Source organism: Intrasporangium sp. (assembly GCF_030452765.1).
Taxonomy (GTDB): Bacteria; Actinomycetota; Actinomycetes; order Actinomycetales; family Dermatophilaceae; genus Intrasporangium_A.
Genome location: NZ_JAKDLO010000065.1, coordinates 1 through 21,204 on the forward strand (window position 1 = coordinate 1; position 21,204 = coordinate 21,204).

Annotated in this window: 19 protein-coding genes; 15 read left to right on the forward strand and 4 right to left on the reverse strand. The window is 70.8% G+C overall.

Annotation, left to right across the window (positions count from 1 at the left end; all coding sequences use genetic code 11):
* Positions 1-267 precede the first annotated feature (267 nt).
* From pgeF to L0H79_RS10055, 4 genes are all read left to right on the forward strand, one after another.
* A complete protein-coding gene (gene pgeF, locus L0H79_RS10040; protein ID WP_301484461.1) occupies positions 268-1,035 on the forward strand; it encodes a peptidoglycan editing factor PgeF in 768 nt (255 codons plus the stop codon).
* Positions 1,036-1,150: 115 nt separating this feature from the next.
* Positions 1,151-1,636 (forward strand): cell division protein SepF, encoded by a 486-nt coding sequence (locus L0H79_RS10045; protein ID WP_301484462.1) that lies wholly within the window; start codon positions 1,151-1,153, stop codon positions 1,634-1,636.
* A 42-nt stretch (positions 1,637-1,678) separates the two neighbouring features.
* The gene (locus tag L0H79_RS10050) at positions 1,679-1,963 is read left to right on the forward strand and encodes a YggT family protein (RefSeq protein ID WP_301484463.1); all 285 of its coding nucleotides are present in this window, start codon (positions 1,679-1,681) and stop codon (positions 1,961-1,963) included.
* Positions 1,964-2,093: 130 nt separating this feature from the next.
* Positions 2,094-3,185 carry a DivIVA domain-containing protein gene (locus tag L0H79_RS10055; protein ID WP_301484464.1) on the forward strand — a complete coding sequence of 364 codons (1,092 nt, stop codon included), beginning with the start codon at positions 2,094-2,096 and terminating at the stop codon, positions 3,183-3,185.
* A gap of 88 nt (positions 3,186-3,273) precedes the next feature.
* Here the strand turns inward: L0H79_RS10055 and L0H79_RS10060 are convergent, their stop codons facing one another.
* Positions 3,274-3,579, reverse strand: coding sequence for a hypothetical protein (locus tag L0H79_RS10060; protein WP_301484465.1), 306 nt, complete (start codon positions 3,577-3,579; stop codon positions 3,274-3,276).
* Between L0H79_RS10060 and L0H79_RS10065 the strand changes: the two genes are divergently transcribed.
* The 3 genes from L0H79_RS10065 to L0H79_RS10075 are packed head-to-tail and all read left to right on the forward strand — an operon-like array spanning position 3,578 to position 5,605.
* Complete coding sequence (locus tag L0H79_RS10065; protein ID WP_301484466.1) at positions 3,578-4,111, forward strand: TraR/DksA C4-type zinc finger protein; 534 nt, start codon at positions 3,578-3,580, stop codon at positions 4,109-4,111. The genes L0H79_RS10060 and L0H79_RS10065 overlap by 2 nt on opposite strands.
* A gap of 11 nt (positions 4,112-4,122) precedes the next feature.
* Positions 4,123-4,680: a signal peptidase II gene (locus L0H79_RS10070; RefSeq protein WP_301484467.1), complete on the forward strand. Its 558-nt coding sequence runs from the start codon at positions 4,123-4,125 to the stop codon at positions 4,678-4,680.
* On the forward strand, positions 4,673-5,605 hold the full coding sequence (locus L0H79_RS10075; protein WP_301484468.1) for an RluA family pseudouridine synthase: 933 nt from the start codon (positions 4,673-4,675) through the stop codon (positions 5,603-5,605). The genes L0H79_RS10070 and L0H79_RS10075 overlap by 8 nt, the downstream gene beginning before the upstream one ends.
* Positions 5,606-5,902: 297 nt before the next feature.
* Here the strand turns inward: L0H79_RS10075 and L0H79_RS10080 are convergent, their stop codons facing one another.
* Positions 5,903-6,265, reverse strand: coding sequence for a hypothetical protein (locus L0H79_RS10080; protein ID WP_301484469.1), 363 nt, complete (start codon positions 6,263-6,265; stop codon positions 5,903-5,905).
* Here L0H79_RS10080 and L0H79_RS10085 point away from each other — a divergent pair.
* The 5 genes from L0H79_RS10085 (at position 6,264) to L0H79_RS10105 (ending at position 13,947) form a co-directional block, all read left to right on the forward strand.
* Entirely contained in the window at positions 6,264-6,590 is a 327-nt protein-coding gene (locus L0H79_RS10085) for a hypothetical protein (RefSeq protein WP_301484470.1), read from the forward strand. The genes L0H79_RS10080 and L0H79_RS10085 overlap by 2 nt on opposite strands.
* Before the next feature lie 815 nt (positions 6,591-7,405).
* Entirely contained in the window at positions 7,406-10,993 is a 3,588-nt protein-coding gene (dnaE, locus tag L0H79_RS10090) for a DNA polymerase III subunit alpha (protein ID WP_301484471.1), read from the forward strand.
* A 34-nt stretch (positions 10,994-11,027) separates the two neighbouring features.
* Positions 11,028-12,131, forward strand: a complete 1,104-nt coding sequence (locus L0H79_RS10095) for a winged helix DNA-binding domain-containing protein (protein WP_301484472.1) — start codon at positions 11,028-11,030, stop codon at positions 12,129-12,131.
* 1 nt (position 12,132) lies between these two features.
* Positions 12,133-13,068 (forward strand): pseudouridine synthase, encoded by a 936-nt coding sequence (locus tag L0H79_RS10100; protein ID WP_301484473.1) that lies wholly within the window; start codon positions 12,133-12,135, stop codon positions 13,066-13,068.
* Between the two features lie 60 nt (positions 13,069-13,128).
* On the forward strand, positions 13,129-13,947 hold the full coding sequence (locus tag L0H79_RS10105; protein WP_301484474.1) for a glycoside hydrolase family 3 C-terminal domain-containing protein: 819 nt from the start codon (positions 13,129-13,131) through the stop codon (positions 13,945-13,947).
* 67 nt (positions 13,948-14,014) lie between these two features.
* On the opposite strand, the gene L0H79_RS10110 is transcribed toward L0H79_RS10105, so the two are convergent.
* Positions 14,015-14,995 carry an NADPH:quinone reductase gene (locus tag L0H79_RS10110; RefSeq protein ID WP_301484475.1) on the reverse strand — a complete coding sequence of 327 codons (981 nt, stop codon included), beginning with the start codon at positions 14,993-14,995 and terminating at the stop codon, positions 14,015-14,017.
* Positions 14,996-15,062: 67 nt separating this feature from the next.
* Positions 15,063-16,364: an arginine deiminase gene (locus L0H79_RS10115; protein WP_301484476.1), complete on the reverse strand. Its 1,302-nt coding sequence runs from the start codon at positions 16,362-16,364 to the stop codon at positions 15,063-15,065.
* 157 nt (positions 16,365-16,521) lie between these two features.
* Between L0H79_RS10115 and L0H79_RS10120 the strand changes: the two genes are divergently transcribed.
* The 3 genes from L0H79_RS10120 to L0H79_RS10130 form a co-directional block, all read left to right on the forward strand.
* Entirely contained in the window at positions 16,522-18,654 is a 2,133-nt protein-coding gene (locus L0H79_RS10120; protein WP_301484477.1) for a S9 family peptidase, read from the forward strand.
* A 44-nt stretch (positions 18,655-18,698) separates the two neighbouring features.
* On the forward strand, positions 18,699-20,099 hold the full coding sequence (hisD, locus tag L0H79_RS10125; protein ID WP_301484478.1) for a histidinol dehydrogenase: 1,401 nt from the start codon (positions 18,699-18,701) through the stop codon (positions 20,097-20,099).
* The coding region (locus tag L0H79_RS10130) for a histidinol-phosphate transaminase (protein ID WP_301484479.1) at positions 20,096-21,204 on the forward strand (1,109 nt) is incomplete at its 3' end. The genes hisD and L0H79_RS10130, both read left to right, overlap by 4 nt.

Here is a 21,204-nt window from a genome sequence, read left to right on the forward strand (position 1 = left end):
GCAGCCCGTGGCCGCCCCCAACGGCGGGGTGCACAACGGTCACGTGCCGGAGCCGCATCCAGTGGCGCAGCAGGTCGAGCGCCCGCCGCGGCAGGTCGCCGTCGAGGACAAGGACGAGCTCGACGTGCCCGACTTCCTCAAGTAGGGACACGCGGACGGGGCCTTGATGACCCACCGATGCATCCGGGGGCGGTCTGGCCTGATCGTCACGGGTCACCGGTCCGCTCCGGTTGCAGGCGCTTCGGCCGGTGCCGGTACGTTGGAGCGGTGTTCCACTGGCGCCGGACGTTCGCCCCAGCCGACGGGCTCGACTCCGTGGTAGAGGCAGGCTTCACCGGCCGCAGCTCGGCTCGCGGCATCGGCCCCTGGTCGGGGCTGAATCTCGGCGGTCACGTCGGGGACGACGCGGAGCAGGTCGAGGCCAACCGGATGCTGCTCGCGCGCCGGATCGGCGTGGCCCGCGACCGGCTCGTCTTCATGAACCAGGCCCACGGCACCTCGATCGTCGAGGTCGACGGCGCCTGGGGCGGCGAGGTCCCGTCCGCGGACGCAGTCATCACGCGGGCTCCTGACGTCGCCCTCGCGGTCCTCGTCGCCGACTGCGTGCCGATCCTGCTCCACGATGCCCGGGCGGGCCTGGTCGCGGCCATCCACGCCGGACGTCTCGGGATGACCGCCGGGATCGTGCCGCGGGTGCTCGAACGCCTGCGCGAGCTCGGGGCACGCCAGCTGTCGGCCGTGGTGGGACCGTCCGTCTGCGGGCGCTGCTACGAGGTGCCGGCGCCCCTGGTCGAGGCCGCGGCCGCGGCCGCAGCGAGTAGCCGGGCCAGGTCGTGGACCGGGACCCCCGCGATCGACGTCGCCGCCGGCGTCGTCGAGCAGCTCGCCAGCGACCGCGTCCCGCTCGAGTGGGTGCCGGGCTGCACCCGTGAGGACCCCGACCTCTACTCCTACCGGCGGGACGGCCCGACCGGCCGCTTCGCCGGTGTCATCGTGCGCCGCGCTGGAAGGCCCCATGACGCGGTGGACCGGTGAGCGGCATACGGGAGGCCTTTGGCGCGTCCTGCGTGTCGCGGGGTGATATCCGACCCTGCCGCCCACCCCTTCTGTACCGTCGGACGGGAAGGCAACCCGTACCGTAGGAGCTGGCATGGCAGGCGCGCTGCGCAAGACGATGGTCTACCTCGGACTCGCCGAGGAGGACGTCCGTCAGGAGCGCTATGACGACTACGGCGGGTACGACGAGGCCGATCGCTACGGCGACGAGCCTGCCGAGCACACCGCCGCGGTGACCCCATTGCCCACCAAGCGCGCGGTCGCGTCCGTCGTGCGCGATACCGAAGGCGGCGGTCAGCTGAGTCGGATCACCACGATCCACCCGCGCACCTACAACGAGGCGAAGAACATCGGCGAGTGGTTCCGTGACCAGGTGCCGGTCATCATGAACCTGTCCGACATGGACGATTCCGACGCGAAGCGGCTCGTCGACTTCGCCGCCGGCCTCGTCTTCGGGCTGCACGGGACCATCGAGCGGGTCACGTCCAAGGTTTTCCTCCTCTCGCCGGCACACGTCGAGGTGTCGGCCGACGAGGTGGATGCCCCGGCTGCCGCCCGCGGGTTCTTCAACCAGAGTTGACCCGATTACGCCGCACGGGCTCCCATCGGTCAGACTTGCCGCATGGACGTGTTCTGGACGATCTACGGGGTGGTTGTCTTCGCCTTCTTCATCGCCCTCATCGGCCGGTTCGTCATCGACTGGGTCCAGGTGCTGTCGCGCTCGTGGCAGCCGAAGGGCCCCCTGCTCGTCGTCGCAGAGGCCATCTACACGGTGACCGACCCGCCGCTCAAGGCGCTGCGCAAGATCATCCCGTCACCGAGGCTCGGCGGGATCCGGCTCGACCTGTCCTTCCTCGTGCTCATGCTGCTCACATCGGTCGCCCTCAACCTGCCGAGCTTCTTCTGACCCGGGGCGTGGCCGGTGGGCATCACCGGGGGCAGCTGCCAATCCGGCCACCAGAAATGGCATCATGAGCGAGTGTCGCCTGGCCGACCGGCCGGCTCATGAAACCCTACGTCAAGCCCAGAGGTGAGAGATGGCGCTAACGCCGGAGCAGGTGTTGAACAAGCACTTCCAGACCACCCAGTTCCGCCGTGGCTACGAGGAGCGAGACGTCGACGACTTCCTCGACGACATCGTCGGCGAGATGCGTTCGCTCATCGAGCAGCGTGACGACTACCTCAAGCAGCTCAACGACTGCCGAGCGAGCAAGAACCAGCCGGCCCTACGGACCGGTGCCGCGGCCGGGGCGGCCGCCGTCGCTGGGGCCGGTGACGAGGCCAGCGTCCAGGATGCCGAGCGGGCCTTCGAGGCGGCGTCGGAGCGCGCGGCCAAGGCGCGGACCGACGCCGAGAGTGCCGAGCGCTCCGCGAAGGAGCGGATCGAGCGGGCGAACGCCGCGGCCCAACGGGCCGAGGAGACCGCCAAGTCGAAGGTGGACAAGGCACAGCTCGACGAGGCTCAGGCCAGGCTCACCGACCTCGACAACAAGGCCGCCGATGCCGAGGCCCGGCTCGCGAAGGCGCAGCAGCAGACCCGCGCCGCCGAGTCCGGCCAGACGGGTGAGGGTGCGGCCCCGGCGCCCGGTGACGCGGCGGGGATCATCGCACTTGCCCAGCGCCTGCACGACGAGCACGTCCACAACGGTGAGGCCAAGCGCGACCAGTTGGTCAGTGTCGGCCAGCAGCAGCACGACGATCTGGTGGCCACCGGCCAGCGCCGCCACGACGAGGCATCCCAGGCCGCCGACGAGATGTCGGCCAACGCCGTCGCCCAGCGCGACACGATGCTCGCCGAGGCGACCAACCAGCGCGACACGATGCTTGCCGAGGCGACGGCGAAGCGCGACACGATGCTCACCGAGGCGACCTCCAAGCGAGACGAGATCCTCACCGAGGCCCGCGAGCGCTCCTCGGGGATGGTCGCGCAGGCCCAGCAGCAGAAGGCCGCGACCCTTGAGGAGCTCGACAAGCAGAAGAGTCTGCTCGGCAAGAAGATCGACGAGCTGCGCGGGTTCGAGCGCGACTACCGCAGCAATCTCAAGGCCTACATCACGGGCCAGCTCAAAGACCTCGAGCACAGCGGCGAGCTCACCCCGGCCCGTGAAGGGGGCGGCCGTCAGGGCTGAGGCGGCAACGGGCGATCTCTTGGGCGCGTTTCGTTTGTATCCCGGCGTTCCGGGGCCTATTGTCGGCCCCACTTGTCCACGTCGACGGTCATGGAGGGCACATGCCGGCCAAGAAGGCCGCTGCACGGACGGCGGGGTCGTCGCAGCAGAAGTCTGCCGGCGCCGCGGCCGCGAAGCAGGCTCCGAACGCCTCGGCCGCCAGGAAGCCCACCGGTACGGCCGCGAAGAAGGCGCCGAGCACGACTGCCAGGAAGCCCACCGGTACGGCCGCGAAGAACGCCACCGGCGCGGCCACGAAGAAGGCGCCGACCGCCGCGAAGGCCCCCGGCACGACCGCGACGACCCGGTCGGGTACGGCAAAGAAGACCGCACCGCCGAGGAAGGCTGCAAGCATGACCAGGACCGCTTCAGGCAAGACCGCGAGCGCCGCCAAGAAGACTGCGGCGACGCGGACCACGAACGGCTCGAAGCCCAAGAGATCAGGGGTCGGCGCGACGAAACCCGCGAGTGACGCCGAGGTCCAGCGGCTCACCCAGAGCCTCAAGGTCAAGGATGACGAGGCGCCGTGGACCACCGAGGAGCTCCGCTCCGTCGGAACGTCCCTGCGGGAGGAGATCGAGTCGTACGAGACCGAGATCGACCGCGCCGAGCGGGAGATCGCGAGCCTGATCCAGAGCTCCTCCGACGGCGGTGGCGAGGACCAGGCCGATGCCGGCGCGAAGTCCTTCGAGCGTGACCACGAGATCGCCCTCGCCAACAACTCCCGTGACATGCTGGTGCAGAGCGAACGGGCGCTCGAGCGGCTGCAGGCCGGCACCTACGGGATCTGTGAGAACTGTGGCAACCCGATCGGCAAGGGTCGCCTCCAGGTCTTCCCGCGTGCGACGCTGTGCATGACATGCAAGACGAAACAGGAGCGCCACTGACCCCGACCCCAGTGCCCGAGGCGTCGAGCCAGGAGCCGCAGGACCACCGGCCGGACCCAGTCAGGAGGCGGCGCCTCTTCGGGCTGCTCGTCGCCGTCGCCGTCATCGCCTATGTGAGCGACCAGGTCACCAAGCTGATCGCCCTGGACCGGCTCGGCGACGGGCAGAGCAGGGCGGTCATCGGTGACGTCATAAGCCTCCGGCTGATCGGCAACCCTGGTGCCGCGCTCTCGCTCGGGGCCGGCAGCACCTGGGTCATGACGATCATCGCGGTCGTGGTCCTGCTCGCGATCGCCTTTGTGGCCAAGGACCTCGGCTCACGGGCCTGGGCGCTCGCCCTGGGGGCCCTGCTCGGCGCTGCCCTCGGCAACCTCACCGACCGCTTCGTCCGACCCCCCGGGGGAGGGCAGGGCCACGTCGTGGACTTCATCGACTACAACGGGTGGTTCATCGGCAACGTGGCGGACATCTGGATCGTCGGGGCTGCCGTCCTGATCGTCCTGCTCGCCCTACGCGGCATCGGCGTCGACGGTCGACGCGACCACGGGACGAGGCACCCGGATGCCTGACGTGCGGGCGGTGTTCGTCCCGGAGGGGCTCGAGGGCGAGCGCGTCGACGCCGCAGTCTCCCGGCTCTTCGGGCTGTCCCGCGCGAAGGCCGCGGACCTCGCCCTGGCCGGGCACGTCGTCGTGGACGGCAAGCGCGTCCTGAAGTCCGAGCGACTCGTGGCGGGCTCGATGCTGGAGGTGGCGCTGCCGGGGGGCGAGGTCGATCCGGTGATCTCACCCCGCGCTGAGCCGGTCCCGGGCATGCGCGTGGTCTACGACGACCACGACATCGTCGTCGTCGACAAGCCGGCCGGGGTGGCGGCGCACCCCAGCGTCGGCTGGGACGGGCCGGACGTCGTCGGCGGCCTGGTCGCGGCCGGTTTCCGCATCTCGACCTCGGGCGCGCCCGAGCGGCAGGGGATCGTGAGCCGTCTCGACGTCGGCACGTCGGGCCTCATGGTCGTGGCCAAGAGCGAGACCGCCTACTCCAGGCTCAAGCAGGCCTTCCGCAGCCGCACCGTCGACAAGACGTACCACGCCCTCGTACAGGGGCTGCCGGACCCCGTGGTCGGGACGATCGAGGCGCCGATCGGGCGCCACCCCGGCCACGACTACAAGTTCGCGGTCATGCGGTCGGGCAAGGTGTCGGTCACCCACTACGAGGTCATCGAGGCGTTCCGGCACGTGAGCCTGCTCGAGATCCACCTCGAGACCGGCCGGACCCACCAGATCCGCGTGCACCTGGCGGCCCTGAAGCACCCGTGTGTCGGTGACCCCCTCTATGGCGCCGACCCAAGGCTCGCCGCGAAGGTGGGGCTCGACCGGCAGTGGCTCCATGCCCGTGGGCTGGGCTTCGAGCATCCGGCATCGGGGGAGTACGTCCACTTCGAGAGCCCCTACCCGGATGACCTGCAGCACGTCCTCGACCTCGTCGCCACGTTCTGAAGCGGGGACCGTTCACCTGAGGGTGAACTTCGAGACGGGGTTCCGGTCATTCTGGTATGTCGCTGAGCCGCCGCCCGCTTCTCGGTGCGCTCCGTCCTCAGCGTGGTCCGCCGCACCGGACCGGACCGCGTCGTCCATCCCGGGTCGGGTGATGCTGTGGACGGCCCCGTGACGGATGCTCGCCAGCCGCCCGACTGTCGGCGGGTGGCCCGCAGCCATGACGCCCATCGAGGTGAGGTTGCTGCGCAGCAGCGCCTCGTCCTTGGGCCGGTGCCAGGTGCCGGGCGCATCGAAGAGCTAGAGCTTGCCCTCCCAGCTCACCACGGTGGCCACCCAGATGGCTCCGTTGTCGAAGCGCAGGACGTCGATGCGCCACGGACTGACGTCGTGGATCAGCCAGACGATCCGGAGCTGGGTGCCCATGAACGCGGCGGGTGCCGCCGGGTCGCCGGTGGGCTGTTCGTCGGTGCCGACGTCGAGTGCCCGGGAGAGGTTCTCGTATGCCGTGCTTCCCGTCAACGCCGCCGCGGCCCGGGCCCCGTCGTAGTTGACCACCAGGACGGACGTGGGGCCGCCGGCACGTGCCGGGGTCATGCCGAGCAGCAGCGCCGCGAGGGTGACGCCGATGACTGCGGCGAGGCGAGTGACGATACGGCGCATGGTTCCTCAACCTGACTCAGACGCGCAGGCCTTCGACGAGAGCGACCGACGTCGGCGCACCGAGCACCGTCGGCACGGCGATGGCCACCCCGCGGTCGGCCTGCGCCTCGGCCGGGCTGACGGCCTCACCCGACTCTGTGACGGGCTGCGGGGCGCCGTGGTCGCTGGTCCGGACGGAGCGGGATGCTCCTGGACGGTGATCCCGCCGATCCGGAACAGCTCGAGAACCGCCGCGCGGACGGGTGGGACGAGCGCCACCACGAGCGCCACCACGAGCGCCGCGACCGCCCAGGTGAGGCGCCGGGTCCGGCGCCGACGTGCCTGAGGCGGCTGAGGACGCTGCGCGCGCCCTGCGCTGACCGACCCCGGGTGGTCGTCGGGAGGATGGCCGTCGGGAGAGGCACGTCTCCGCCTCGCTCAGCTCGAGCAGGTGCCGGCACGCGACGACGTCCACCGGCTCGAGAGGCAGCGCGGCCAGCGCACCGAGCAGCACGCGGCGCCGGTCGGCACCGATGGCCTCCTCGGCGGGGTCCGGCAGGCCGGCTGACGTGCTGAGCCATCCGGCCCGTCGCTCCCGGTCCTCGCGTCGCCCGGCCGCGTAGCCGCGTGAGGTGACGCGCGCAGGGGGTGGACGCGGCGCCGTGCCTGCACGGCAATGGCGGGTGGTCAGTCTCGCGGCCGAGCCGAATGGTGTTTGTCGTCTGTCAGCGCGACGGTCAGCGATGCCGACATTGCCGCCCTTCCCGACGCGCCGGTCGGTCGCGTGGAAGGCGCCTGCTCGCTGTTCGCTCTCGCACCGGCGCCGCCACCTCTCGCGCAGATCGCGCTCACCATCACGGCAGGCGTGCTCGCCGCCCTGCGACGGTGGACGACCGCTGCGCTGGACCCGGCAACCTCCTTTCCATCGGGCACACGATCGCCCCCCCGCCGCCCTGGCCGGCGTCCGATGAGCCGGCCGGCCCTCGTCGTCGAACCCGGCATCGGGCAGCGCCTTGGCAACGTCGAGTTCCTCGCCCGCAGCGTCGATCGTCGGATCGGCCTGTCCACCCAGAGGCCTCGATGAGTCGGATCGGGGGCCGAGCACGACACCCCGAGACGACACGCCGAGCGGTGTCGCGGGCGCGGCTTAGACTCTGCACGATGTCCACTGAAGTCGCCGCGCCCGAGAAGAGCTTCGTCCACCTGCACGTGCACACGGAGTACTCGATGCTCGACGGCGCGGCGCGGATCGGCGACCTGTTCACCGAGGCGGCACGGATGGGCATGCCGGCGCTCGCCACGACCGACCACGGGTACGTCTTCGGCGCCTACGAGTTCTGGAAGAAGGCGCAGGGCACCGGCGTCAAGCCGATCATCGGCGTCGAGGCGTACATCACCCCGGGCACCCGCCGCACGGACCGGACCAAGGTCAGCTTCGGCGACGGCGGACGCGACGACGTCTCCGGTGGCGGCGCCTACACCCACATGACGATGCTCGCGCAGAGCGTCGAGGGCATGCACAACCTGTTCCGGATGAGCTCGATCGCGAGCCTCGATCAGGTCTACACGAAGTGGCCCCGCATCGACCGAGAGCTGCTCCAGGCCCATGCCAAGGGGATCATCGTCACGACCGGGTGCCCGTCGAGCGAGATCCAGACCAAGCTGCGCTTCGGGAAGTACGACGAGGCGCGTCAGGTCGCCGGCGAGCTGCGCGAGATCTTCGGGCCCGATAACGTCTACTGCGAGCTGATGGACCACGGTCTGGAGATCGAGCGTCGCGTGCAGGGCGACCTGCTGCGCCTGGCCAAGGACGTCGGGCTGCCGCTGCTCGCGACCAACGACCTGCACTACACCCGTGCCGAGGACGCCAAGGCGCACGCCGCGCTGCTCTGCGTCCAGTCCGGCTCGACCCTGATGGACCCGGGCCGGTTCAAGTTCGACGCAGACGACTTCTACCTCAAGTCCCCGCAGGAGATGCGGCACATGTGGCGCGAGCTGCCCGAGGCGTGCGACAACACGCTGCTGGTCGCCGAGCGCTGCGACGTGTCGTTCACCGAGGGGGAGGGGCGCTACATGCCGCGCTTCCCCTGCCCCCCGGGTGAGGACGAGACGTCGTGGTTCCTCAAGGAGGTCGAGGCCGGCCTGCGGCGCCGGTTCCCGGAGGGGGTTCCCGACTACGCCCGCAAGCAGGCCGCCTACGAGCAGGAGGTGGTGGTCTCGAAGGGCTACCCGGGCTACTTCCTCGTCGTCGCCGACTTCATCAACTGGGCCAAGCGCAACGGCATCCGGGTCGGTCCGGGGCGCGGCTCCGGGGCCGGCTCGATGTGCGCCTACGCGATGGGGATCACCGACCTCGACCCGGTCCCACACGGCCTGATCTTCGAGCGGTTCCTCAACCCCGAGCGTATGTCGATGCCCGACTTCGACGTCGACTTCGACGAGCGCCGCCGCGGTGAGGTCATCAGGTACGTCAGCGAGAAGTACGGCGACGACCGGGTCGCCCAGATCGTCACCTACGGCACGATCAAGGCCAAGCAGGCGGTCAAGGACGCCGCCCGGGTCATGGGCCACCCGTTCAGCGTCGGCGAGCAGCTGACCAAGGCGATGCCCCCGGACGTCATGGGCAAGGGCGTTCCGCTCTCGGAGATCTACAACACCGAGCACAAGCGCTACAACGAGGGCACCGACTTCCGGGCACTCGTCCAGACGGAGCAGCACCTGCAGGAGGTCGTCGACACGGCCAAGGGCCTCGAGGGGCTCAAGCGGCAGTGGGGCGTGCACGCCGCCGGGGTCATCATGAGCAGTGAGCCGCTCATCGACGTCATCCCGATCATGCGGCGGCTGCAGGACGGTCAGGTCATCACCCAGTTCGACTACCCGAGCTGTGAGTCGCTCGGGCTGGTCAAGATGGACTTCCTCGGGCTGCGCAACCTGACGATCCTCGACGACGCCATCGCCAACATCAAGGCCAACCGCGGCGAGGACATCGACCTCGACGCCTTGTCGAAGGACATGTCCGACAAGCCGACCTACGAGCTGCTCGGCCGCGGCGACACGCTCGGGGTCTTCCAGCTCGACGGCGCGGGCATGCGCTCGCTCCTTCGGCTCATGCAGCCCGACAACTTCGAGGACATCTCCGCGGCCCTGGCGCTCTACCGGCCAGGCCCGATGGGCGTCAACGCGCACACCAACTTCGCGTTGCGCAAGAACGGCAAGCAGGAGCTCACCCCGCTCGACCCGCAGCTGAAGGGCAAGCTGCAGCCCGAGATGATCGCTGCCCTCGAGCCCATCCTCGGCACCACGTACGGCCTGGTGATCTACCAGGAGCAGGTCATGGAGATCGCGCAGAAGCTGGCCGGCTACACCCTCGGCACCGCCGACCTGCTCCGGCGCGCCATGGGCAAGAAGAAGAAGGAGGTGCTCGACGCCGAGTACGGCACCTTCGCGGGCGGCATGAAGGACCAGGGCTTCAACGAGGCGTCGATCGCGGCCCTCTGGGGCGTGCTGGTGCCCTTCTCCGACTACGCGTTCAACAAGGCCCACACGGCCGCGTACGGGCTCGTCTCCTACTGGACCGGCTACCTCAAGGCCAACTACCCGGCCGAGTACATGGCCGCGCTGCTGACGAGCGTGCGCGACGACAAGGACAAGTCGGCGCTCTACCTGAACGAGTGCCGGCACATGGGCATCAAGGTGCTGCCGCCCGACGTCAACGAGTCTGTGGCCAACTTCGCCGCGGTCGGCACGGACATCCGCTTCGGGATGGCGGCGATCCGCAACGTCGGTGTGCCGGTCGTGCAGGCCGTCATCGCAGCCCGGCAGAGCAAGGGCGCCTTCGCCTCGTTCAAGGACTTCCTCGGCAAGGTCCCGGCCGTGGTCTGCAACAAGCGCACCATCGAGTCCCTCATCAAGGCCGGGGCCTTCGACTCGCTCGGCGAGAGCCGGCGCGGCGTCGTCGAGGTGCACGAGCAGTACGTCGACGCCCTCGTCGAGATCAAGAAGCAGGAGGCGATCGGGCAGGACAGCCTTTTCGGCAGCTTCGGGGCCGGCGACGACGCCGGGGCCGAGGGCATCGGAGCCTTGGACGGTCTGCCACCCGTGCCGGCGAGTGAGTGGGACAAGGCGACCCTGCTCTCCTTCGAGCGGGAGATGCTAGGCCTCTACGTCTCCGACCACCCCCTCTTCGGGATCGAGCACATCCTCACCGCGCACGCCGACACCTCGATCGCCGCGCTGACCGGGGACGACCCGAAGCCAGACGGCACGAACGTCACGGTGGCGGGCCTCATCACCAGCCTGCAGCTCAAGCGGACCAAGAAGGGGGACCTCTGGGCGATTGCGACCGTCGAGGACCTCGACGGTGCCATCGAATGCCTCTTCTTCCCGTCGGCCTACCAGACGTTCGGGCCGATGCTCGCCCAGGACACCGTCTGCGCCGTCAAGGGCCGGGTCAGCTCCCGGGACGACTCGATCTCCATCTTCGCCCAGGAGCTGACGATCCCCGACATCAGGGACGGGCCCCGCGGACCCGTCGTCCTGACCCTGCCGCTCGGGCAGGTCAACCAGGCCCGCGCCGAGCGCCTCAAGGAGATCCTCCGTGAGCACCCCGGTACGACGGAGGTGCAGGTCAAGCTGACGCAACCGGGCCGCTCGGTGCTCATGTCGCTCGACGACTCGTACCGCGTCACCGCGACCTCCGCGCTCTTCGGCGACCTCAAGGCGCAGTTCGGCACGGCGGTCCTCGGGTGAGCGCAGGCGGTATGCCGCTGGGCACGGCGACCTCGTGAAGGTGACCGACCGGAGGCGGTTGCGGCGCGCACGGATGGCCGCGCTCGGACTCACGCCCGCGCTCGGCACGAGGCGGTCACCGGTGCCGGCCCTCGAGGTGACGCGTGGGCTCGGTGCCCTGCAGGCCCAGGACTATATGAGCGGCGTGTGGTCGATCGGCGTGCGGTCCGGCCTGACCCTCGCCGAGGTCGAGCAAGCGGTGGCCGATCGGCAGATCGTCCGTACGTGGCCGATGCGCGGCACGATCCACTGGGTCCCGGCCGAGGACGCCCGCTGGATGTGCGAGCTGCTCGCCCGCCGGGTGATCGATGGGATGGGTCCCCGCTACGCGCAGCTCGAGATCACGGCTGACGAGATCGAACGTGCCGGCATGGTCTTCGAGGAACACCTGCAGGAGCCGATGAGCCGGCCCGACGTGCTGGCGCTGCTCGCCGACCACGGCATCGACCCCTCGGGGCAGCGGACCTACCACCTGGTCGGCCACCACTGCATGACCGGCATGCTCTGTCAGGGCCAGCTGGCCGGCAGGCAGCCGACGTTCGTCCTGATCGACTCGTGGATCCCTCACTCGCGCAACGTTTCTCGCGAGGAGGGGATGCGGACTGTGATCGACCGTTATGTGCGCAGCCATGGGCCGGTCACCGAGAGGGACGTTGCCGGCTGGGTCGCCGGGACGCTCGGCTTCGCGCGGGAGGCACTCGAGCTGCTGTGCGACGCGATCGTCCGGGAGCAGGTCGACGGCCGGACCTGGCTCACCCACGTCGACGCCACGCCCGGTGCTGCTCGGCGCGGTGCGGTGCACCTGCTGCCGCAGTGGGACGAGTTCCTCCTCGGCTACAAGTCGCGTGACGTGACCCTGCCCGACGAGCACGTCGCCCGGGTCGTGCCAGGTCGCAACATGGTCTTCCAGCCGACCATCGTCGTCGACGGCGAGGTGGCCGGGACGTGGACGCGGAACCAGGTGAAGGACTCGGTGGTCGTGCAGGCCCGTCCGTTCACCCGGCTCACCGCGACCGCGAGGCGCGGTCTGGAGGCCAGCACAGCGGCATACGGACGGTTCCTCGGCCAGGAGACCGACCTGCGCATCGAGGACGACTGACGTGGCGCGCGGCGGGATCCCCGCGTCACCGCTGGCACCGCGGCACGGCGTGGACGCCCAGCGCATCCGGATGCCGCAGGGCGGGCCGTGGGCGAGCCTGCGCGACCACCTCGTCGAGCGCCTCGCGGCCGGGCTGCCTGCCGCCGAGGTCGACCGCAAGCTGCGGGCTGGGGAGTTCGTCGACGCCCAGGGGGTGCCGGTGCCCGCGGATGCGCCGTTCGTGCCCCGCTCGGTCGTGTGGACCCACCGCGACCTGCCCGACGAGGTCGTCGTACCCTTCGAGATCGACGTGCTGCACCGGGACGCGCGTCTCGTCGTCCTCGACAAGCCGCACTTCCTGGCCACGATGCCCCGGGGGCGGCACGTCGTACAGAGCGCCCTCGCGAAGGCCCGGGTGCTCACCGGGCTGCCCCGGCTCGCTCCGGCGCACCGCCTCGACCGGCCCACGGCGGGAGTCCTGCTGCTGACGACCGAGCCGCGCTGGCGAGGCCTCTACCAGGGCGTCTTCGCGGCAGGTCAGGTGCACAAGGAGTATCTCGCCGTGGCCCCGGTCCGGTCTGGGCTCGAGCTGCCGCTCGTGCGGCGCACCCATGTCGCCAAGCAGCACGGTGTCCACCAGGCCCGCGAGGTGGCGGGTGCACCGCCCAACGCCGAGACGCTCGTCGAGCTCGTGGAGCAACGGGATGGGCTCGGCCGGTACCGGCTGACCCCACGCACCGGCCGCACGCACCAGCTCCGCTGCCAGCTGGACGGTCTCGGCATCCCGATCGTGAACGACCCGCTCTACCCGGTGGACCGGCAGGTCGCCGCCGACGACTTCTCGTCACCGCTGCAGCTGCTCGCGGCCGTCCTCGAGCTCGTCGACCCGGTCGACGGTCGGCGCCGCCGGTTCGAGACCCGACGGCACCTGTCAGCCTGGCCACCGCCGCTTGGCTGAGCTCGACGTCGTCCTTGGGTGCATGAGGCGAAGGTCGCGGGCACCTCATCGCGCTCGGCAATGAACGGCCGAGGCTCCCGGGGCCCCAGCTCCATCGGGCACGGCTTCCCCAGCGTGTTCTCGCAGGCGACCACGGACATCACCGGGCCGACGCTGGATGTGGACATCGCGAAGCAGTACTTCAAGAAGGTGCTGACCGACACGCCGGTGCTGGATGCCGACGGAAAGGTCGTCGACTACGTCATGCCCGACCTGCGCGACGTGGACCTCGTCCTGGCCGGCATGCGCGGGCCCGACAACGGCAACGACTTCACCGGTGCCGGTATGAACAAGGACGGCACGTTCTACCCGCTGTCGCTGCAGTGGCGCCCCTACAAAGCGGACGGTCGCAACGTGCGCCGGGTGTCGATCGCCGGCGACCTCAATCCCGACGGCACCCAGCAGAACCGGTCCTACGTCGGCGCGAGCTCCAGGATCGGGAACGAGTACGACCTGACCGCCGTGAAGCGCACGGTCCAGGCGGTGCACCGGATCGAGATGAGGCAGCACCGGAGGATCCCTGTCATCGTCTCGGTCAAGGCCAGGACGAGCTTCATCCCTGCCGAGTTCGAGCGGGACGTCGACGCGATCCTGGTCGGCTACTCGATCAGCGACCAGGTGCTCATCGAGACCGCACTGGGCCAGCACGATCCCCAGGGCCGGCTGCCGATGACCAGCCCAAAGAACATGGACGCGGTCGAGAAGCAGCTCGAGGACGTGGGCGAGGACATGACGCCCTACCGCGACTCCGCCGGACACGTGTACTCTTTCGGCTTCGGGATGAGCTGGAAGGGCGTGATCCGCGACCGGCCTGACCGGGGTCACCGGCCGCACCGGTAGATCGTCGACATCGACCTCTGGCGGCGCCGCTGCGGTCGCTCGGGCTCGTGGGTCGGGCGGGCGTCGCTCAGCCGGGTGGGTCGATCGAGATGACTTGGCGGCGCCGCCCGCCCTCCTCGACGGCGGCGTGCGCGGCCGCCGCCTCGGCGAGCGGCCGCACGTGGGGCGAGGGCAGGAGCAGGCCGCCGTCCGCGGCGACGGCAATGATCGCCCGAGCGGCCTCACCGAGGTCGGCGACCGACGCATTCGAGATGACGAAGCCGAGCAGCGACGCGTCCCTCGCGTAGAGCTGGCCGAGGGTGAAGGCGGCCTGGGTGGTCAACCCGGCCACCACGACGAGGCGTCCGCCGAGCGCGAGCCGGGTGAGCGGCATACCGAGGTGTCCCTGGGCTGAGTTGTCCCACCACACGTCGACGCCGTCCGGCGCGGCGGCAGCGACCGCGCCGGGCAGGGCGGGATCGTCGTGGTCGAGCACCACGTGCGCGCCGCACTCTCGTGCCCACCCCGCCGAGTGCGCGGAGGTCAGCGCGATGACGCGCGCCCCGGCACGGACGGCGAGCTGCACGACCGCGCTACCGACGGCGCCACCGGCCCCCATCACGACCACCGTCTCCCCGAGCCGGAGCCGGGCGTGCCGGAAGAGCCCGAGGTAGGCCGTCGCCGCCGGATGCACCAGTGCCACGAACGAGACGGGGTCGGCTTGCGACGGCAGGGCGTAGAGCCGGTCGGCCGGCACCGCGACGAGCTCGCTGAACGTGCCCTGCCTCCCGCCGTGCCCCATGCTGTTGCACCACACCCGGGCACCCGCCTCGACGCCGGTGGCCCCCGGCCCCGTCTCGACGACCGTGCCGACGAGGTCGCGGCCGAGGACGAACGGGAAGGGGGTCGGCGTCGGGTAGCCCCCCGACCGGACGAAGGTGTCGACGTGGTTGACCGGTGCGTACGCCACTCGCACCAGCACGTCACCCGGCCCGGGTGCCGGGTCGGGTAGCTCGCCTACCTCGATGGCGTCCGGACCGCCGAGACGGGTGATGTATGCCGCTCGCATCCTCTCGCTCCTCGGGCCGCTCTGCCCGGTGTGCTCTTGGGCCACATCCTGACGCGCTGGCTTTGCGTCAGTAGTCGACCGCGTCCCGGATGAGCGGGCAGGTCATGCAGTGCCCCCCGCCGCGCCCCCGGCCGAGCTCGGCCCCCGAGATCGTGATGATCTCGATGCCGGCGTCCCGCAGCTTGGCGTTGGTCTCGGTGTTGCGGTCGTAGGCGATGGCGACGCCCGGCTCGAGCGCGACGAGGTTGTTGCCGCTGTCCCACTGCTGGCGCTCGGCCTCGAAGACGTCACCGCCGGTCTCGACGACCGTGAGCCGGGGCAGCCCGAGGGCCTTCGCGACGACGTCGGTGAAAGCGGCGCCGTCCTCGTCCACGACGTCGATCCCGCCACTACCCGTGCCTGGGCGCAGGGTGAAGGCGTGCACCGCGTCGACGATCCGCGGGTAGAGCGTCACGACGTCGCGGTCGGCGAAGGTGAAGATCGTGTCGAGGTGCATCGCAGCGCGCATCCGCGGCATCCCCGCGACGACGACCTGCTCGGCGGCACCGGCCGCGAAGAGGGCCGACGCGACCTGGGTGATCGCCTGGTGGGAGGTGCGCTCGCTCATCCCCATGAGCACGACGCCGCCCCCGACCGGCATGATGTCGCCGCCCTCGAAGGTCGCGTTGTCGAAGTCCTGCTCGGGGTCGCCCCACCAGATGCGTGAGCCGACGAAGTCGGGGTGGAAGGAGTAGATGGCCTTCATCAGCAGCGTCTCGTCGTGCCGGGCCGGCCAGTGCAGCGGGTTGAGGGTGACACCCCCGTAGAGCCAGCACGTCGTGTCTCGGGTGTAGAGCGTGTTCGGCAGCGGCGGCATGAGGTACTCGCGGGTCCCCACGGAGCGGGCCACCAGCGGCAGCTGGTCAGGGCGGTGCTCGGGCGGCAGGTCGTGCACCGCGAGGCCGCCGATGAGGTACTCGGCGAGGCGATCGTCGGGCAGCGACTCGAGGAACCCTCGCGTCGCCTCGACGAGCCCCGGGCCAACGGCGTTGGTCGTGATCTTCCGGTCGAGCAGCCACGCCTCGGCTCCGGGCCGGGCCAGCGTCTGGGTGAGCACGTCGTGCAGCTCGAGGACCTCGACGCCGTGCCCGGTCAGCACATCGACGAACTCGGCGTGGTCGCGCTGGGCCTGGTCGACCCACATGACGTCGTCGAAGAGCAGGTCGTCGTTGTTCGACGGGGTGAGCCGTCGGTGGGCCAGACCGGGACGGCAGACGAGCACCTTGCGCAGCCGGCCCACCTCGGAGTGGACGCCATAGCTCGCGCTGGGCGGTGCCGCGGCCTCGGTGCCGCTGCCGTGTGCCGCTGGGGTTGTCGGGTTGTTCGTCATCGCAAGCCTCTCTGCCGGGATGATCCGAGTCTGCCGCAAAACCGGCAGCCCGGCGTGGGACGACCTCAAGGATCAGCGGCCCGCCGCCCGGCGGCATACGGACCGGTCCGACCGGGCACCGCACCAGACCGGCGGGGACGGCGTCTACGATGCCCGGATGCAGCAGCCCCCCAGACCCCGCCGCGAGCCGACCCGACGCGAGCACCACGGCGACGTTCTCGAGGACCCCTACGCCTGGATGGCGAACCGTGACGACCCAGACCTGCTCGCCTACCTCGAGGCCGAGAACGCCTGGGCCGCCGAGCGCACCGAGCACCTCACCCACCTCGCCGAGACGATCTACGAGGAGTTCCGTTCCCGGATCAGGGAGACCGACCTGTCGGTGCCGGTCCGGCACGACCGGTGGTGGTACTACTCCCGCACGATCGAGGCGGAGCAGTACCCGGTCGACGGGCGCGTCCTGCTGACCGACCACCCGCAGCGCCCGTCGCTCGAGGGCGCCGCGGTGCCGATGGGTGAGCAGGTCCTGCTCGACCAGAACGCCGCGGCGAAGGGGCACGACTTCTTCGCCGTCGGGGCGAGCGAGGTGTCCCACGCCGGGGACCTCATCGCGTATGCCGCTGACCTCGCGGGCGACGAACGCTACGACGTGCGCGTGGTGCGGATCGCGACGGGGGAGGTGCTCGACGAGGCGGTGCGCCGGACCGGGGGAGCCCTGGCCTGGTCCCTCGACGGGCGCCACCTCTTCTACACCCGTCTCGACGACGCGTGGCGGCCCCACCAGGTGTGGCGGCACGAGGTCGGCACGCCCGAGGCCCGCGACGTCCTGGTCCACGACGAGCCCGACGAGCGATTCTCGGTCGGCGTCGGCGCCTCGCGCGACGACCGCCACATCGTCATCGCGATCGGCTCGAGGACGACGAACGAGTACCGCATCCTCGAGGCGGACGACCCGCTCGGCACACCCCGGGTCGTCGCGGAGCGGCGGCAGGGCCTCGAGTACGACATCGAGCCGGTCGGTGAGCACCTCTTCGTCGTGCACAACGCGCGACGGACGAACTTCGAGGTGGCGGTCGCACCGATCACGTGCACGAGCCCCGACGAGTGGGTGCCGCTCGAGCTGACGAGCCAGGACGAGTACGTCACCAGCATCGACGGGTTCGAGGACTTCATCGCTGTCTCGCTGCGCCGCGAGGGTGGGACCGCCGTGCGGGTCATCGGGCGGTCCGGGGACCTCACGACGCCAGGCGGCCTCGGCCCCGCCCACGACGTCGAGGTCGGTGAGCCGCTCGTGACGATCCGCGTCGGGTCCAACCCCGAGACGTCGACCCGCACCCTCCAGCTCGTCTGGGCGTCACTCGTCACCCCCCGCGCCGTCATCGACTACGACGTCGCGTCCCGCACGAGCACGATCCTCAAGCAGCAGGAGGTCCTCGGCGGCCACGACCCGGCCGACTACGTCCAGCGCCGCGAGTGGGCTCTCTCCCCGGAGGGCACCAGGGTCCCGATCTCGCTCGTCCACCACAAGGACACCCCCCTCGACGGGACGGCCCCCGGGCTGCTGCACGGGTATGGTGCCTACGGCATCCCGAGCGATCCCTGGTTCTCCGTGCTGCGGCTCTCGCTGCTGCAACGCGGCTGGGTCTTCGCGATCGCCCATGTCAGGGGCGGGTCGGAGATGGGCCGCAGCTGGTACGACGCCGGCAAGCTCGAGCACAAGGGCAACACCTTCACCGACTTCGTCGCCTGCGCCGACCACCTCGTCGCGAGCGAGATCGTGGCGCCGGGCAGGCTGGCCGCAGAAGGCGGCTCGGCCGGTGGCCTGCTCATGGGCGTGGTCGTGAACCAGGCGCCTGACCGGTTCTGCTTCGTGCACGCCTCGGTCCCCTTCGTCGATGCACTCACGACGATCCTTGACCCGTCGCTGCCGCTGTCGGTCATCGAGTGGGAGGAGTGGGGCAACCCGGTGCAGGATCCGGCGGCCTATGCGCTGATGAAGTCGTACTCGCCCTATGACAGCGTCGTGGGCGGCGCCGTTGCCGGTCCCCATCCGACCCTGCTGGTCACGACGAGCCTGCACGACACCCGGGTCTACGTCACGGAGCCCGCCAAGTGGGTGGCGGCGCTGCGCTGGGCCGACGCTGACCGGCGCGATGCCGCGCCCATCATCTTCCGCACCGAGATCGCAGCCGGGCACGGTGGCCAGTCCGGACGCTACGACCAGTGGCGGCAGTGGGCCTGGGAGACGGCGGTCCTGCTCGACGCGGTGCCGCCCGCCCAGCCGGGCTGAGACGACGCACCGGCCGCCCCAGCTGTGTTCCTAGAATCGAACGCATGATGTCCAGCCTCGACCTGCGCGGGCGGCCGCTCGACGTGCGCTCCCTGCGGCGGGCCCTGCCGCGTGCCGAGTTCGACGTCACGGCCGCGCTCGAGCAGGTCCGGCCGATCTGCGCCGACGTCGAGCAGCGGGGAGCAGAGGCACTGCGCGACCTCGGCGAGCGCTTCGACGGGGTGCGACCCACCCACCTGCAGGTCCCCGCCGAGGTGCTGCAGGCCGCCGTCGACGCGCTCGACCCGGATCTGCGTGCGGCGCTCGAGGAGTCGATCCGACGCGCCCGGCTCGTGCATGCCGACCAGCGCCGCACCGACACGACGACGCAGGTCGTGCTCGGCGGCACGGTCACCGAGCGCTGGGTGCCCGTCGACCGGGTCGGCCTCTACGTGCCGGGTGGTCTCGCGGTCTACCCGAGCAGCGTCGTCATGAACGTCGTGCCGGCCCAGCTCGCCGGGGTCGGCTCGCTCGCCGTGACCTCGCCGCCGCAGCGTGACAACTCCGGCGTCTTCACCGGCTACCCCAACCCGGCCATCCTCGCGACGTGTGCCCTGCTCGGCGTCGACGAGGTCTACGCCGTCGGCGGAGCGCAGGCCGTCGCGATGTTCGCCTACGGCTTCACCGAGGACACCGACCGGCTCACCGTTGAGCCCACGGCGGGCGACGCGCCCGACCGGGCTGCGGTCGCGTGCGAGCCCGTCTCGATGGTCACCGGCCCCGGCAACATCTGGGTGGTCGCCGCCAAGCGCCTGCTCAAGGGCCTCATCGGCATCGACGCCGAGGCAGGCCCGACCGAGATCGCCATCCTCGCCGACGAGACCGCCGACCCGGAGCTGGTCGCCGCCGACCTGGTCAGCCAGGCCGAGCACGACCCGCTCGCCGCCGCGCTGCTCGTCACCGACAGCGAGCGGCTCGCAGACGCGACGCGTGCGGCGCTCGCCCGTCGCGTCGCGGCGACCAAGCACACGCAGCGGGTGACCACCGCGCTCGGGGGGAGGCAGTCCCGCATCGTGCTCGTCGACGACCTCGATGCGGGGCTCGCCGTCGTCAACGCGTATGCCGCCGAGCACCTCGAGATCCAGACGCGCGATGCCGGCGCGATGGCCACCAGGGTCCGCAACGCCGGAGCCGTGTTCGTGGGGCCGTATGCGCCGGTCAGCCTCGGTGACTATGCAGCCGGGTCCAACCATGTCCTGCCCACCGCCGGCTCCGCGAGCCACTCGAGCGGCCTGTCCGTCCAGTCGTTCCTGCGCGGCATCCACGTGGTCGACTACGACGAGTCCGCGCTGCGCGAGGTGGCCGGACACGTCGTGACCCTGGCGCAGGCCGAGGACCTGCCCGGGCACGGCGAGGCCGTCACGGCGAGGTTCCGCAGCGCCGACCCGAGTGAGGATCCATCGTGAACGAGATCCAGCGGCTGCTGCGAGCGGACCTGCGGGGGCGCACCCCCTACGGTGCGCCCCAGCTCGACGTGCCGGTGCGCCTCAACACCAACGAGAACTCCTACCCGGTGCCCGAGGTCATCGTTGCGGCCGTCATGACCGCCCTGCAGGACGATGTCCGGGGCCTCAACCGCTACCCCGACCGCGAGTTCACCGACCTGCGCAAGGTCCTGACCGCCTATCTCGAGAAGCAGTCCGGCGTGACCGTGACCCCCGAGCAGGTGTGGGCGGGCAACGGGTCCAACGAGGTCCTCGCACACCTGGTGCAGGCCTTCGGCGGCCACGGCCGCACCGCGCTCGGCTTCACACCGAGCTACTCGATGCACCCGATCATCACCGAGACGCTCGGCACGAGGTGGGTCGACGGCCTGCGCGACGCGGACACCTTCGAGCTCACGGCCACGTCGGCCGCAGGGCAGGCACGCGCCCACGACCCGTCGGTCGTCTTCCTCTGCTCGCCGAACAACCCGACGGGCACCGCCCTGCCGTTCGAGGTCATCACGGCCGTCCTGCACGCCGCGCCGGACGCGATCGTCGTCGTCGACGAGGCGTATGCCGAGTTCGCCCGGCCCGGCACGCGCAGCGCCCTCACGCTCCTGCCCGGCAACCCCCGTCTCGTCGTGACCCGCACGATGAGCAAGGCCTTCGCCTTCGCCGGGGGGCGGCTCGGCTACCTCGTCGCCGACCCGGAGCTGGTCGACGCCCTGCGGCTGGTCCGGCTGCCCTACCACCTCTCGACCCCCACCCAGACGATCGCGCGGGTCGCGCTCGAGCACGCGGACCTGCTCCTGGCAACCGTCGAGGCCATCAAGGCCCAGCGCGACCGGATCGTCGCTCGCCTCGCCGACCTGGGTCTGCTGCCCGTCGCGAGCGACTCGAACTTCGTCCTGTTCGGCGGGCTCGCCGACGCCCACGCGACGTGGCAGGCGCTGCTGGAGGCCGGCGTGCTGGTGCGCGACGTCGGCATCGCACACCACCTGCGGGTCACCGCGGGCACCCCGGAGGAGACGAACGCGTTCCTCGAGGCGATGCCCCGCCTCGCCCCGCCCCCCCGCCGCGGCCCCCC

Coding starts and splice junctions, on each gene's coding strand:
- hisD (WP_301484478.1), top strand. CDS start 18,699: ATGATGTCCAGCCTCGACCTGCGCGGGCGGCCGCTCGACGTGCGCTCC.
- L0H79_RS10110 (WP_301484475.1), bottom strand. CDS start 14,995: ATGCGAGCGGCATACATCACCCGTCTCGGCGGTCCGGACGCCATCGAG.
- L0H79_RS10085 (WP_301484470.1), top strand. CDS start 6,264: ATGGTTCCTCAACCTGACTCAGACGCGCAGGCCTTCGACGAGAGCGAC.
- L0H79_RS10105 (WP_301484474.1), top strand. CDS start 13,129: ATGAACGGCCGAGGCTCCCGGGGCCCCAGCTCCATCGGGCACGGCTTC.
- L0H79_RS10060 (WP_301484465.1), bottom strand. CDS start 3,579: ATGCTTGCAGCCTTCCTCGGCGGTGCGGTCTTCTTTGCCGTACCCGAC.
- dnaE (WP_301484471.1), top strand. CDS start 7,406: ATGTCCACTGAAGTCGCCGCGCCCGAGAAGAGCTTCGTCCACCTGCAC.
- L0H79_RS10075 (WP_301484468.1), top strand. CDS start 4,673: ATGCCTGACGTGCGGGCGGTGTTCGTCCCGGAGGGGCTCGAGGGCGAG.
- L0H79_RS10120 (WP_301484477.1), top strand. CDS start 16,522: ATGCAGCAGCCCCCCAGACCCCGCCGCGAGCCGACCCGACGCGAGCAC.
- L0H79_RS10115 (WP_301484476.1), bottom strand. CDS start 16,364: ATGACGAACAACCCGACAACCCCAGCGGCACACGGCAGCGGCACCGAG.
- L0H79_RS10050 (WP_301484463.1), top strand. CDS start 1,679: ATGGACGTGTTCTGGACGATCTACGGGGTGGTTGTCTTCGCCTTCTTC.
- L0H79_RS10055 (WP_301484464.1), top strand. CDS start 2,094: ATGGCGCTAACGCCGGAGCAGGTGTTGAACAAGCACTTCCAGACCACC.
- L0H79_RS10065 (WP_301484466.1), top strand. CDS start 3,578: ATGACCAGGACCGCTTCAGGCAAGACCGCGAGCGCCGCCAAGAAGACT.
- L0H79_RS10045 (WP_301484462.1), top strand. CDS start 1,151: ATGGCAGGCGCGCTGCGCAAGACGATGGTCTACCTCGGACTCGCCGAG.
- L0H79_RS10080 (WP_301484469.1), bottom strand. CDS start 6,265: ATGCGCCGTATCGTCACTCGCCTCGCCGCAGTCATCGGCGTCACCCTC.